At 46.3% G+C, this 13,776-nt stretch carries 12 protein-coding genes; 1 reads left to right on the forward strand and 11 read right to left on the reverse strand.

Annotated features, from left to right (window positions below; all coding sequences use genetic code 11):
• Positions 1–136: 136 nt before the first annotated feature.
• Both GZK95_RS16090 and gloA read right to left on the reverse strand, forming a co-directional pair.
• Positions 137–1,237 carry an alkene reductase gene (locus tag GZK95_RS16090; protein WP_075715691.1) on the reverse strand — a complete coding sequence of 367 codons (1,101 nt, stop codon included), beginning with the start codon at positions 1,235–1,237 and terminating at the stop codon, positions 137–139.
• Between the two features lie 11 nt (positions 1,238–1,248).
• Positions 1,249–1,635, reverse strand: coding sequence for a lactoylglutathione lyase (gene gloA, locus GZK95_RS16095; protein WP_075705988.1), 387 nt, complete (start codon positions 1,633–1,635; stop codon positions 1,249–1,251).
• Between the two features lie 256 nt (positions 1,636–1,891).
• On the opposite strand from gloA, the gene GZK95_RS16100 reads away from it, so the two are divergent.
• A complete protein-coding gene (locus tag GZK95_RS16100; protein ID WP_075705989.1) occupies positions 1,892–2,431 on the forward strand; it encodes a peroxiredoxin family protein in 540 nt (179 codons plus the stop codon).
• A 62-nt stretch (positions 2,432–2,493) separates the two neighbouring features.
• Here GZK95_RS16100 and rodA read toward each other — a convergent pair whose 3' ends face one another.
• From rodA to GZK95_RS16145, 9 genes are all read right to left on the reverse strand, one after another.
• A complete protein-coding gene (rodA, locus tag GZK95_RS16105) occupies positions 2,494–3,603 on the reverse strand; it encodes a rod shape-determining protein RodA (protein WP_075716538.1) in 1,110 nt (369 codons plus the stop codon).
• 219 nt (positions 3,604–3,822) lie between these two features.
• Positions 3,823–4,884 (reverse strand): ferric ABC transporter ATP-binding protein, encoded by a 1,062-nt coding sequence (gene fbpC, locus GZK95_RS16110; RefSeq protein ID WP_075705991.1) that lies wholly within the window; start codon positions 4,882–4,884, stop codon positions 3,823–3,825.
• An 18-nt stretch (positions 4,885–4,902) separates the two neighbouring features.
• Entirely contained in the window at positions 4,903–6,987 is a 2,085-nt protein-coding gene (locus GZK95_RS16115; protein WP_075705992.1) for an ABC transporter permease, read from the reverse strand.
• Positions 6,988–7,049: 62 nt separating this feature from the next.
• On the reverse strand, positions 7,050–8,084 hold the full coding sequence (locus tag GZK95_RS16120; protein WP_075705993.1) for an ABC transporter substrate-binding protein: 1,035 nt from the start codon (positions 8,082–8,084) through the stop codon (positions 7,050–7,052).
• A gap of 79 nt (positions 8,085–8,163) precedes the next feature.
• The gene (gene uhpC, locus GZK95_RS16125) at positions 8,164–9,465 is read right to left on the reverse strand and encodes an MFS transporter family glucose-6-phosphate receptor UhpC (RefSeq protein ID WP_075705994.1); all 1,302 of its coding nucleotides are present in this window, start codon (positions 9,463–9,465) and stop codon (positions 8,164–8,166) included.
• 86 nt (positions 9,466–9,551) lie between these two features.
• A complete protein-coding gene (locus GZK95_RS16130) occupies positions 9,552–11,156 on the reverse strand; it encodes an MASE1 domain-containing sensor histidine kinase (RefSeq protein WP_075705995.1) in 1,605 nt (534 codons plus the stop codon).
• Positions 11,153–11,788: a response regulator gene (locus GZK95_RS16135; RefSeq protein ID WP_075705996.1), complete on the reverse strand. Its 636-nt coding sequence runs from the start codon at positions 11,786–11,788 to the stop codon at positions 11,153–11,155. The genes GZK95_RS16130 and GZK95_RS16135 overlap by 4 nt, the downstream gene beginning before the upstream one ends.
• A 131-nt stretch (positions 11,789–11,919) precedes the next feature.
• Positions 11,920–13,104, reverse strand: a complete 1,185-nt coding sequence (locus tag GZK95_RS16140; protein WP_075716537.1) for a multidrug effflux MFS transporter — start codon at positions 13,102–13,104, stop codon at positions 11,920–11,922.
• A complete protein-coding gene (locus GZK95_RS16145) occupies positions 13,101–13,745 on the reverse strand; it encodes a recombinase family protein (RefSeq protein ID WP_075716536.1) in 645 nt (214 codons plus the stop codon). Before GZK95_RS16145 ends, GZK95_RS16140 begins: the two co-directional genes overlap by 4 nt.
• Between the last annotated feature and the right edge of the window lie 31 nt (positions 13,746–13,776).

The raw sequence follows: 13,776 nt of genomic DNA on the forward strand, positions 1-13,776 counted from the left end.
GGAAAAGTGGTTGATATTTGGCGTGTTGTTAGTGATTTGTAAAAACAAAAAGCCAGCACTGGGGGGAGTGCTAGCTTTTTGAGTTATTGAAATCAGCAGTCTAAAGCATAAGCGTTAAACCGCTAAATCAATCAGGTTAGCTTGCTTGATATTCAGGGTAATCAAGCAGGCCTTTTTCATTACCACCAAAGAGTGTGGCAGGGTCGTGTGCCGCTAATGGGTATCCATTTTGGATACGCTTCGGTAGATCTGGGTTGGCAATAAATGGGCGACCAAAACCGATCATATCCGCTAAACCATCTTCAAGTGCTTTTGCTGCTTTCTCTGTGTCATAGCGCCCAGCATAGATAATGACGCCTTGGTACGCTTCGCGCACTGCACGCTTAAATTCTGCTGGTGTATCAGGCGCATCATCCCAATCTACTTCAGCAATATGCATGTAAACTACATTGAGCTTGTTAAGTAGCGCTGCAGCAGCGGTATAAGTTTCTACTGGGTTGCTGTCGACTGTGCCATTTAGCGAAGTAAATGGTGCAAGACGGACACCAACACGGTTTGCACCGATAGCATCAGTCATTGCTTCTACCACTTCGCCTAAGAAACGTAAGCGGTTTTCAACGCTACCACCGTATTCATCAGTACGGTTATTGGCTTCAGAATCAATAAATTGGTTGATTAGATAGCCGTTTGCTGCGTGTAACTCGATACCATCAAATCCCGCTTCAATAGCGTTCAGTGCTGCTTGACGATATTCGGCAACCACTTGCTTGATGTCTTCTTTAGTCATCTCTCGCGGTTCAACTACATCAACAAAACCCGGCTCATCGGTGCCGTTGTCGATGAATACTTTCACGTTCTCAGCTTTTAACGCCGAAGAAGAGATTGGCTGCATACCACCGATATTATCAGGGTGAGTGACGCGACCGACATGCCAAAGTTGCGCGAAGATTGCACCGCCCTTTGCGTGAACCGCATCAGTGACTAACTTCCAACCTGCAATTTGCTCTTGGCTGTAAATGCCCGGAGTCCAAGCGTAACCTTGACCCATTGGTGAAATCTGGGTGCCTTCTGCAACAATCAAACCTGCGCTGGCACGTTGTGCGTAGTAGTCAGCCATCATCTGGTTTGCGACGTTACCCGGTTGGCTAGCGCGTGAGCGTGTCATTGGTGGCATCACAATACGGTTAGTTAGAGTGAGTTCACCAAGTTGAATGGTTTGAAACATAGAATCTTTCATCACAACACCTACTATTTGCTGGTTTGAATTAGTTCGATTTGGTAACCGTCTGGATCTTTGATAAACGCGATATGAGTATCGCCACCTTTCATCGGTCCAGGTTCACGGGTCACATTGCCACCGAGCGCTTTTATCTTGTCGCAAGCGGCATAAATATCTTCACTGCCCAATGCCAGATGCCCGAACGCGTTGCCAAGCTCATAAGTGTCTGTATCCCAGTTATGGGTCAGTTCAATGGCAGCGCTGTTTGGTTGCTCTGGATCACCAACGAATACAAGAGTGTAGCGGTATTCTGGGTTTTCAAAGCGATCCAGTACGCTCATGCCTAATATCTTGGTGTAGAACTCGATTGACTTGTCGAGATCCGCAACTCGGATCATGGTGTGTAGAAACTTCATATTATCCCTCGATATTGGCTGTTGCTCAGTATGCTAAGTTGGATTGGGTGTTTATCACTGGGGTTAGGATAGGGCGATTTTATGTTGATGAAAAATTATCATAATTTATTATTTTTATAATTATTTGTTATTGTATTCTGAAGATAATACTGCTCTGTCAGTGGTCAGTTCATCAATGGTTTACTGCTTGTTTTTAGTCCACTTTGTGCTTAACTTGATTGATGCTTAATTGAAATGTCTACTGAGGAGAGAACCAATGGCACATTCAGTAAAGTTGAAAGCGGGCGATGCATTTCCCAATATCAGCGCAACGCTGTTAGATAACACCACCGTAGAATTGGCAAAACCTCAAGAAGGGCTGACGTGGCAGGCGGTGTTTGTCTATCGGGGTAAACATTGCCCTCTGTGTACCAAGTACCTCAACGAACTGGAAAGCTATAAACAAGCGTTTGCCGACGCTGGAGTGGGGATTATAGCGGTGAGCGCGGATTCAAAAGCGCAGCTTAGCGAGCATCTTGAGAAGTTAGATATCTCATTTCCAATCGCCTTTGGCTTAACACAAGCTCAGATGCAATTGTTGGGCGTGTATATTTCTGTGCCGCGTTCAGAGCAAGAGACTGACCACAATTTTTCTGAGCCGGGTCTGTTTGTTGTTAATGAGAATGGGGACTTGCATGTGGTGGATATTTCGAATAACCCATTTGTGCGCCCTGAGCTTGGAGCATTAACTCGAGGCTTGGCATGGATTCGAGACCCTAATAATCACTATCCAATTCGCGGTACGTTAGATTACTAAAGTCAGTGTAGCGAAAACCGAGCAACGGTTTGGGTTGCTCGGTTGATCAAACCACTTAGCGACTAGTGGGCATGTCCCATCGCAGAGAATGGTGTTCCCGCTTTACGTCTTCTTGGTGCAAGAGCCATGATGATGCCAAAACAAGCCCCTTGCGTGATCATCGCAGTACCACCATAACTGATAAATGGGAGAGGACTTCCCATCACTGGCAAGATGCCGCTAACCATGCCCATATTGATAAAGGCGTAAAGCATAAAGCTAAGTGAAAGCGCCCCTATTACTAGACGTCCATAGGCGGAGTCACTGTGACTGGCGAGCCAAAGCGTTCGTGCGGCAATAAACAAATAGGTGGCAATTAACACTACACTCCCCATGTATCCCCACTCTTCTGCAAAGGTAGAGAAGATAAAGTCAGTGTGACTTTCAGGAATAAAGCCCAGTTGCCCTTGGGTAGCATTCATATAGCCTTTTCCGCGGATGCCACCAGAGCCAATCGCAACAAGGGATTGAATAATCTGATAGCCGGCACCAAGCGGGTCGGACTCTGGGTTAAGAAATTGAGTCACACGCATTTTTTGGTACGACTCCATAAAGAACATCCAAAGTATCGGTACGGCGGTGGCGACGGTGCCGACAACTGTCGCGATGATCTTCCAACTCATGCCGCCAAGGAACAAGACAAATAGCGAATAAATAACGGTAAAGATCGCACCATCTAAGTCGGGTTGAACCACAATTAAGCCCGCTGGAATTGCGGTGAGAGCCAAGCAACTTAATATTTTACTAAAGGATGGCGAACCGGGATCTTTCGCGACCATCCAAGCGGTCATCATTGGTACGGCAACTTTAACGAGTTCAGAAGGCTGAAAACGGATCGGGCCTAATGCTAACCAGCGCTTTGAGCCATTGGTCGCGTCACCCGCAATCACAACCGCGAGCAGTAATGTAACGGCTAAGCCAAACAGCGGCGGGGCGATATCACACAGTTTTTTCGCCGGTACAGCAGAGAGCACCACCAAGGCGCCAATAGCAATCATTGCTCGGGCAAGATGACGTTGCAAAATAGGCTCGCTAAAACCACTAGCGCTCCAGACGCTAATAGTCCCCGCCGCGATCAAAAAACAGATCGCTGCAAGCAACGGAAAATCGATATGAGGACGAAAACGCAACACGGGTGTATGTTCAAAGTGGTAAGAGAATCGAAATTTAATCCTGATTGATGAGAAAGACAACAAACAATTTCTCGGATCAATATAAGATTGACATTTTTTTTGCCAAAAGGGCGGCTACTTAGCGGGAAGTTAGGCGTGAAATGGTAAAAAAAAGCCGCTTACTGAGGGTTAAAGTGTAAGCGGCTATACCAATGGCAAGGTTAAAAGTCTGCCTTAACGTTAAGCGTGGTTAGCGTTAGGTAATAGGAACACCCCGTTAGGGTTGATGGTCAAATAGGCGTGGTCTGCATAGCTGGCATCAAACTGCGATGAGTTAAGTTGCAGTAACAGTTCGTGCCCTTGCCACTCCACAACCACTTCATACATTGAGCCCATATAAGCAAAGCTGCTCACTTTGCATTGCTGACACGCTTCTCCTTCTTCAGCCAGTAAGATTGCTTCAGGACGAACACCAATTTCATACTCGCCTGCTGCAATGTTTGCGACATTCTCTTGCTTGGCTTTTAAACGATAACCATGAATATCGATGGTCTCACCGTCAAAATGACCTGTGAACATGTTCGCCTCACCCATAAAGTTCGCCATAAACATGGAAGCAGGATGCTGATACAGCTCTGTCGGTGTACCTTGCTGCATAATATCGCCATCTTTCATTACAATAACGGTATCGGACACGGCGAACGCTTCTGCTTGATCGTGCGTTACGTACAGTGACGTGATATTGAAGCGTTGCTGCAACTCGCGGATGGTCTCACGCATGTTACGACGTAAGTTTGCATCAAGGTTACTCAGAGGCTCATCAAACAACAGCACTTTCGGTTTCAACACAAGGGCGCGAGCTAAGGCAACACGTTGTTGCTGACCACCTGAGATTTGGTCTACATAGCGTTCGCCAAAGCCTTCGAGATCAACCAGTTTTAGTGCTTCATTGACGCGTTGTTTAATCTCTGCTTTTTCTAACCCAAGCATTTTCAAACCATAGCCAACGTTGTCGGCCAATGACATATGCGGGAACAGTGCATAGGATTGAAACACCATACAGATGTCGCGTTGCTGGATAGACGTATTGGTGACATCTTCTCCATCAATAAAAATCTGCCCACTCGATGGTTTTTCTAACCCCGCAACCAAGCGTAAAACAGTCGTTTTACCGCAACCAGAAGGACCTAATAAGGTAACCAGTGAACCCTTTTTAATCTCAAGGTCTAAATTGCCGATAACGGTTTTATCCCCAAAGCGCTTGCAGACATTTTTAAGGACTACAAAGTTTTCATTTTCCATGAGTTAAATCTCCAATTGCTACTCTTGGTTATTGGCTTTGGAACGCGAAACGCGCGCTTCACCGACAAGAAAATCAAAAATCAAAATAATGGCGAGCATCACAACGATCAGAATTGAACCGTATGCGATAGCGACACCGTATTCACCATCTTCTACACGGTTTAGGATGTATGAAGTGGCGACGCGTGTTTCTGGTGTTACCAAGAAGATGATCGCACTTACCGTGGTCATCGCGCGCACGAAACTAAACACAAGCGTAGAAAGAATCGCTGGGCGGAGCAGTGGTAACAGAATGTTCGTGATAGTTTTAAACGAGTTTGCTCTTAAGCTTAAAGAGGCCTCATCTAAGGCTTTATCCAGTTGTCCAAGCCCTGCAATACCCGAACGAATACCAACCGGCACGTTACGCATTACCATTGAAATCACCACAATTGCGGCTGTACCAGTGAGGTAAATTGGCGCATCGTTAAATGCCAGGATGTAAGACACACCCGCTACTGTGCCCGGAACAGCAAAACAGAGCATAGTGGCAAATTCGATAACCTTTTTGCCGTGGAACTGTTGGCGTACGACGATGTATGCGATAAGCAGACCAAACAGTGCCGTTAGTGGCGCAGCAATCGCCGCGTAGATCATGGTGGTGATCAGTGACGGCCATGCCCCTTCACCTAAACCACTACCAAATAGGTTCATGTAGTTGGCAAATGTTAGACTGTAATCAACCCCCCAGTTCACGGTGAAGCTGCCGTAGAAGATGCTGCCGTATAGCAATATGTTAAACGCCATCCAGAAGTAGAGTAGGCCAGAAACGGTATGTTTCAATGCATCAGGTAATGGCTGAACATCACCACGGTAAGATTTACCAGAGATGGTGACGTATGAGCGTTTACCAATCCATAAGTACTGCACCACAAAAATAGCGAGTGAGAACAATAGCAATACAGCGCCAAGCGTACTTGCAGAGGCATAATCTAGCTGTGCGCCCGCAATATAGAAGTAAATTTGCGTGGCTAACACGTCAAAGCTACCGCCCAGTACCAGTGGGTTACTAAAGTCTGCGAGTGATTGGACGAAAATGATCAAGAAACTGTTAGCTAACGCTGGCTTAAGCAGCGGCATAACGATCTTGAAGAAGGTTTGGTAGCGGTTTGCACGCAATGTGTAAGACGCTTCTTCTAGGGAAGGATGCAGAGATTTCATCGCCCCATCAAGAATCATAAATGACATGGGTGCAAAGGCGAGCACTTGCGCTAACCAAATGCCAGTAAAGCCATATAGCCAGTTCGTTTGCTGCAAACCAAACCAATCAACCATCAGTTCAGTGATATACCCTGAACGACCGAGCATTAGGGTGACACCCAAACCGACCACAAATGGTGGGGTGACAATCGGTAGAATCGAGAAAATACGGGCAATAAAGGCGCTACGCTCGGCAATACGAGTCGTATAGATCGCGAAGATCAAGCCAAAGAATGTCGCACCAATACCAACGGAAATCCCCAAACCAACAGAGTTAATGATGATCTGAATAATATGAGAGCGGGTGAGGATATCGAGGAATTGCCAAGCGACAAAGTTACCCATCTCATCTTCAAACATCGGAACGAAGATGGCGAAACTTGGGTAGATGATAAAGACCACGATCAGCAAAATGATCGAGATCAGTGAGCCGATAACAAACACGTCTCCGCCGAGGTACTCAAGGCGAGAGAAGGCGAGGGTCATTACGGCGCCGAGGACGATGAACAACGCGATAGTGGCATAGCCCATCCCTTGTTCGGTGTACCAAGATGACACAACCACAAACAACATACAAAATGCAGAATAGCCAATATCGAATTGATGGCGACGCAATGCGTATTTGTTTTGTGCTTTTAATGGACGCAGCAGCAACACTGCAGGTAGGGCGAACCATAACCACGAAATATTGAAACTACTCCAGCCCATAGCGGCATAAAACTCGTCAGACGTCGAGTCAAGCAAGCCATAATCAAGAGCAAAAGTAGGAAGAAGGACGAAAGCGACTACTAAGCTCACTATCCAGTAAAACACTGGATCGCGCTTAGTAGATTCTGGGCTTATGTGCGCGGTGAGTTCGTTCATAATAAATACCTAGATGCATGAGCGAATAGGGTGATGACTAACGCCATCACCCAATAGTTGGATTATTGACCCATTTTGACGACGTTTACCCACTTGTTGATCAAGCGTTTACGTTCGTCAGATGAACCATATTTCTCCATGTCGTAATCGATAAGTTCTAACGTGTTAGGATCTAGAGCGTTTGGTGATTGCTCTGCTGTTGTGTTAGTGAGGATTTGGAAAGATTTACCTTTCTTCCATGCTGTTTCCTGACCTTCTTTTGAAAGCACAAAGTCGAGGAATTTCTGAGCATTTTCTAGGTTACGTGCACCTTTAATGATACTCACGCCACCAATCTCATAACCAGTACCTTCACATGGTGAGATAAGTTCAAGTGGGGCACCTTTTGATTGCTCTAGAGAGTAATCATGTAAGAAACCAATACCGATTGCTACTTCGCCACGAGCTGCGTTGCGTGAAGGAGTCACACCTGATTTGGTGTATTGAGAAACGTTTTTATCTAACGCTTTGAAGTAGTTAAATGCTTTATCTTCGTCCCAAAGCTGAATAAAGGTCGCAAGTGCTGTGTAAGCAGTACCTGAGCTTTGAGGATCCGAGATTTGAATTTCACCAGCGTATTCAGGTTTGGTTAGGTCGCTCCAGCAGCGAGGAATTTCAAGCCCTTTTTCTGCTAGACGGTCTTTGTTAACACCAAAGCCTAAGATACCCATGTAAACCGCAGATGAGTAGTTGCCTTTACGTTTGGCTGGGTCTTTGAAGTCATCCATGATGAATTCAAGTTGAGGAGACTTGTAAGCTTCCAAAAGATCCATCTCACCACCTTGAGATTGTGGATCCAATGTACCGCCGTACCATACGTCTGCACGTGGGTTTTTCTTCTCTGCATCAATTTTAGCCAGAGTACTGCCCGAACCGTTACGTACAAACGATGTTTTTACATCGTATTTTTCTGAGAAAGCTTTGGTTGCAGCTTCACACATAGCGTTAGTCGCACTACAGTAAACCACTAAACGACCATCTGCCATTGCTTGAGGAGCCGCCATTGCTGCACCAAGGATGCAAGCAGAGAGTAGGCTGCGTTTTGTTCCAACTTTCATGTTATTTCCTCTTGTTGTATCCAACTGTAGGGTTGGTAAGTCCTTGCGGTATAAAAACAACGAGAGGGAACTTGTTAAGTTAGGTTATTGCTATCCCTGCCCGTTGTTGAGCTTTAACAAAAGGAAGAATCAACAACCCGATTAATGCTGCTGAGAGCGTGATAATCGAGAAAAATCCTTCCCAGTTAAACTGGTCTATTACAAGTGCGAGTGGGTAGCCCGCAAGTGCAGCGCCGATATAGGCGAACAATCCAACAAAGCCAGTCGCGGTGCCCGCGGCATCTTTGTGCGAACATTCAGCGGCTGCCATACCAATCATCATTTGCGGGCCAAACACGAAGAAGCCAATCGCGAAAAAACAGCCTGATAAAATGATGAAATTATCTAATGGGGTGAGCCATAGTGCGGCCACTGAAACGAAAATCCCCAAAGCAAACAGTAAAATCATCGGTGCGCGGTTGCCGTGGAAAAACTTGTCCGATCCCCAGCCGCCAAACAGCGATCCTAGAAATCCGCCCACTTCAAACATGGCAACAGCGGCATTAGCGCTAAACAGTTGGTATTCGTGGCGTTGGGTAAGATAAAGATTGCCCCAATCGTTGATGGCAATGCGCACCACGTAAACCAACAAATATGAGCTACAAAGCAACCAAATGTATTTATTGCCTAACACATAAGTTTTGACTACCTGCCAGAAGGGCAACCCAAGACCTTCCGCCTCATGTGCTTGTTCTAATTGGTCTTTGCGCCAGTCACCTACGCTTGGTAAGCCCATCGTGGTTGGTCTGTCTCGTAAGCGAAAGCAGAGCACGATGCCCACCAAAATGGCCAAGCAACCGGGGAGGATAAAACCAAAACGCCAACCCCAAGTGACCGCGGCAAAACCGATGCCTATTGGTATAAGTGCGCCACTTAAGTTGTGGCAGGTGTTCCAAATCGACCACCAAAAACCGCGTTCAGAGCGTGAATACCAACTGGTGAGCAACTTGGCACAGGGTGGCCATCCCCAACCTTGGAAAAATGCGTTTAGTGTCCAAAGCAAAGCAAACGCGAATAGGGACGAACTCAAACCAAAAGCAATATTGATAATGCCGGTAATGATCAGACCAAGCCCCATAAAGTAAGCAGGCTTGGTTTGGTCACTGACCATGCCAGAGAGAAATTTTGACATCCCATACGTGATGTAAAACAGCGTGCCCAAAATCCCAATATCGGATGTTTCTAAACCTAAATCACTGATCATACTTGGCATCGCAAAGTTCAGGCTTTTGCGAGTAAAGTAGAATACGCCGTAGCCTAAATACATCACCATCATCAGGTGAAGTCGCCAGTAACGGTATGTCTCATCAATCTGTTTGGGGGTTAAGCTCGCAGTTAACACTCACTCTTCTCCTTGGCATGAAAGAATGGTAACCAACCCATAAGGGCAATGAATTGGACGGTTTTATATATCACTAGGAAATTTTCCTAGTTTGTCAGAGATGTTTTGTTTTTTGTGGGTAAGTTAACAAATATTCGGCTACCCAATGAGTTAGAGGTAATACTCATGGTGCCGCCAAGCGCACTAACGCGCTCTTCGATTCCACGTAGCCCTTGGCCTTTGTGTCGCCAGTTTTCGGGTAAACCCACCCCGTTGTCCCGCAGTTCAAGGCTGAAACGATCGCCAGGAACTAAAGAGAGCTGAACTTGAGTTGCTTGCGAGTGTTTGCAGGTATTGTTCAACAGCTCTTGCACCACGCGGTAGAGTGTGACGGCTGTGATGTCGTCGAGTCGATCGGCGAAAATACCGAAGTTCAGTCTGAAATCAATATCCCGTTCTGCAAATTTCATTTCGGTCACTAATTGACGAATCGCACTCTCTAAACCAAATTCGTCCAGCGCATGGGGACGAAGTTGCTTAAGTAGTTGCTTGGTCGAGCTATGGATACGCAATGCCAGTTCGTTGGTGGTATTGGCAATCGCGATCTGCTGCTCATCTTTGGCTAAGCGTTTGCTCAGCATAGATTGAATTTGAATCGCAGTAATATTTTGCCCAATCTCATCGTGCAGTTCACGAGCTAAGGACTTACGCACTTCTTCTTCGACATGGACCAGTTGTCGAGCCAGTTGCTGTTTGTTTGCTAACTCTCTCTCCAAGGTTAAATTGGCCTGATGTAACTTTTGCGCAAGGAAGTACTGGCGGCTGATGGCAATGCCGAGTCCAAGGCCTATCAAGGCTTGAGTTGAGATAAACGTCTGTAGTTCCAAATCGGTTTCAAAAGAGCCGGTCACCTGACGAGCCGCTGCCAGCAAAATACTGTTCATGACACTGGCAAGAACGCCCCCCTGCCAACCATAGCGGTACGCCATAAAAATGTTGGGCAACAAAAAGATTAGCAGGGCTAACGGCTTCATTTGGTCGAGCAGAGTTAGTTCAGTGATTAAGCCGATAGCAAAGAACAGCAAGCACCAAATAAGCGCTGAGGCACGTAGAGTCACCTCTTGATGAATCAGTGTCGGCGTAAGAGGTTGCCAGACTTGTCTTAACAGATAGTCATACACCAGATAGAAAAACGGAGTGAGTAATAGACCACCAGTTAACGTCGCAACGCCACCTTGTAAAGCGTATAACGCGCCAAGAGCAAACGGCTTTGTCAGTAGCAGTAAAGCAAAGCCACAAGCAAGAGAGTAGGCAATAGCAAGACCAGACAAAGCGAGTAAACGCTGCCAGTAGATTTGCAGAGGTCGCCAAATTTGTTGAAATACCAACGCAAAAGCGTGATTAAAACCTGCAAACATCATCAGCAAGTAACAGTAGGTTGGCTGGTTGGTTAACTCAATTAGACTCCATGCGAGTAATATTTCCGCGATGGTAAACCAAGGCCACAACTTTCGCGTGGTGAGCGTATACAGTGCGAGTTTAAAACCCGTTGGTAGCAATAGCCCCGCAAGCAGTACGTCAGGAGCTAAATAGAGGCTGACGTTCCATAAGCAAAACCAACATATAACGTAACCCACTATGGCAAATGTGTAGCTAAAACCGTGGGTTAAAATGAGTTTTGGCAGGTGTTTTCGCCGAGCAAGTTCACTCATACGGTTTCATCACTGAGCAGTTTGTGTTGCAGGGCAAAACGAATCAAATCGACGTTATTGGAAAGATTGAGCTTGCTTAAGATATTCGCGCGATGTACGTGGATAGTTTTATGGCTGATTGAAAGTTTGTTGCCCACTTCTTTAACATCGAGACCTTGGATAAGATGATCAAAAACCTCGCGCTCGCGTTTGGTTAACTCTTTTAACGCAGAAGGTGAAGAGGAGGCGTTGCTCAGATTCACCAACGCATCAGTGCAAAGGTAGCGATCACCCGATGCGACTTTGCGAATTGCGGTCACCAGTTCTTGAGGGCCACATTTCTTCGATAGATAGCCATACGCGCCAACCTCAATTGCTTTACTCACAAATGAGGCGGAATCATAAATACTGAGCATGATGGCTTTTAACTCCGGTTGCTTACGGCGGAGTTTCTCTAGTAGCACTAATCCACTTTCATCAGGCATCGAGATATCGATAACAGCGACGTCAATATTGGACACTGACAGCACTCTGTAGGCGTCACGGGCGTTATCAAACTCGCTGTGCACTTCAATATCGGGCTCACAAGAGAGAAGTTGGGCGAAACCAGAGCGAACCATAATATGGTCGTCAACAAGTGAAACTGAAATCATAGCGGTGTCCTAGAGTTAACAACTGATGATTGCAAATCCGTAAGGATGTTTCAAAATCAACAGAGAAGTCTGTGATTGCGATCTAGTATTCACTTTTAAAACTTAACTAACTGATTTGCCTTTAGTTCTATTTAAGCTTCCTGAGGTTCTGGGCAACTGAACCCTCGAATGATGTTGGCGAAAGTAATTGCAGTGAAAACCGTGATGACGATTGAAAGGTGCCAAGCTTGGCTTAACCCCAACTGCATCAACAGCATACTGACCACCGAGGATACGACCATTTGCCCCCCACCAGACATCGCTGCGGCGGCACCGGCGTGTTTTTTGTAAGGTAACATCACCATCGCTTGAGCAGTCGGCATGGCGATACCGTTACCCAATATCATCATTAACTGGCCGAGCATCAGATACAGAGGCTCTAAGGGACAAAAAAACAACCAAACTGCAGCGCTAAGATGAAGCACGGGCGTCCAGAGTAGCATCTTTTTACTGCCTATAATTGGCCTGATGCGATTACATATGCTGGTACCCGCCAACATGCCGAGTGCAGGGATCACTGCCCACATTGCGTATTCATCAGATGTCATGCCGATTTGGTTTTGCATAATAAAAGGCATCACAGAGACGGTAGTGATCATCAGGGCAAAGTTAAGCCAACCTATGCTGGCAAAACTCATAAAGTAACGGGAAGTAACCAGTTCACGGTACTGCACGAGCATTTTTTTAGGCGAAGGGACTTTGGAGCGCTGAGCAATGGTTTCTTTAAAGCGCAAAGCGATAATTGTCCATGCCAATGAAACGTAGCAAAGCAATGAGATAAAGACCATGCTCCAACCAAAGTGGAAGTTAATAAACCCACCAATAACTGGGGCAAATAGTGGGGTAATGGAGGCCGCCATTGCAATGTAAGACATTGCCAGTGGTAAGTCTGGGCCATTAAAGCGGTCTCGCGTTGAAGCGCGCGCTAACACTGCGCAGCACCCAGTCCCTAAGCCTTGTAAGAAGCGCCCAGCGATCATACCTGTAAAAGAGTCGCTTAAGCAGATGATCATCACAAGTCCGCTCATGGCAATAAGTAACCCGCTCAGTAATACCACTTTGCGGCCTAAGGCATCAGAAATCGGGCCGTATAAGAACTGCGATGGACCAAAGCCGAGTAAGTAAATACTGACTAACAGTTGTGCTTGGTCGAGTGAAATCGAGAAATCTTTGGCTATCCAAGGCAGTGAGGGAAAGACTAACCCCATGCTCAATTGGCCAACACTGATGATCAGGCATGCAAGTAAAATAGTTTTAAACTCAAAGGCTTTATTCACGATTCATCACCGCCACGCTGGTGGCAACGACCACGGCGACGTAAGCCACCTTCATCATCGATTTGTTTTAGTTTCGCTTTGACACGCTTGACCGTTGAAAGGCTCACATCACATTGTTCCGCCACCTTTTGTAAGGTGTAACCTTCAAGAAGTAGCGTCGCAATTTGCTTATGCTTTGCGCGATCGGCTGGTCGTCCGCGAAACTTTTGCTGCCAAGCATCAGGGTTGCCTTTGAGTGCCTTACGACCTTGTTCTGCAGCAAATAAGCGATGCATCGTCTGCACTTTTTCATAACCGATAAGCAGGCTGAGTAAGGTGTCAGTTTGTGGGCTATCCGGTGAAAAACGTAAGGGTTCACACATCAGCTGCAAGTGGACGCCTTTGTCCAAGAGTTGCTTTACCGTTTGATTGACTTGGCTAAAGTCTTTGCCAAAGGCCGTGAGCCACCAAATGACGACAGTATCACCCGATTGCAATTGCTCAAACAGTTGACTAAATGCAGGTCTTTCCAACGGAGGGACAAATCCTCGTACTTTATCTTCGACATGCGTTGCTTCAGGCAGGTCGGCGAGCATCATGGTCAGATGCTGCTGATAAGCTTGGTTGTTGGGTGAAAAACGAGTGTAGAGATAGTGCGTCATTATAGTACCTCAACATGATTTGATGGTTCAT

The sequence above is a fragment of the Vibrio panuliri genome (genome assembly GCF_009938205.1).
Classification (GTDB): domain Bacteria; phylum Pseudomonadota; class Gammaproteobacteria; order Enterobacterales; family Vibrionaceae; genus Vibrio; species Vibrio panuliri.

What these genes read in the sequence shown, in the direction of transcription:
- GZK95_RS16090 (WP_075715691.1), bottom strand. Translation starts at nt 1,237, where the DNA reads ATGAAAGATTCTATGTTTCAAACCATTCAACTTGGTGAACTCACTCTA.
- gloA (WP_075705988.1), bottom strand. Translation starts at nt 1,635, where the DNA reads ATGAAGTTTCTACACACCATGATCCGAGTTGCGGATCTCGACAAGTCA.
- GZK95_RS16100 (WP_075705989.1), top strand. Translation starts at nt 1,892, where the DNA reads ATGGCACATTCAGTAAAGTTGAAAGCGGGCGATGCATTTCCCAATATC.
- fbpC (WP_075705991.1), bottom strand. Translation starts at nt 4,884, where the DNA reads ATGGAAAATGAAAACTTTGTAGTCCTTAAAAATGTCTGCAAGCGCTTT.
- GZK95_RS16115 (WP_075705992.1), bottom strand. Translation starts at nt 6,987, where the DNA reads ATGAACGAACTCACCGCGCACATAAGCCCAGAATCTACTAAGCGCGAT.
- GZK95_RS16120 (WP_075705993.1), bottom strand. Translation starts at nt 8,084, where the DNA reads ATGAAAGTTGGAACAAAACGCAGCCTACTCTCTGCTTGCATCCTTGGT.
- GZK95_RS16130 (WP_075705995.1), bottom strand. Translation starts at nt 11,156, where the DNA reads ATGAGTGAACTTGCTCGGCGAAAACACCTGCCAAAACTCATTTTAACC.
- GZK95_RS16135 (WP_075705996.1), bottom strand. Translation starts at nt 11,788, where the DNA reads ATGATTTCAGTTTCACTTGTTGACGACCATATTATGGTTCGCTCTGGT.
- GZK95_RS16145 (WP_075716536.1), bottom strand. Translation starts at nt 13,745, where the DNA reads ATGACGCACTATCTCTACACTCGTTTTTCACCCAACAACCAAGCTTAT.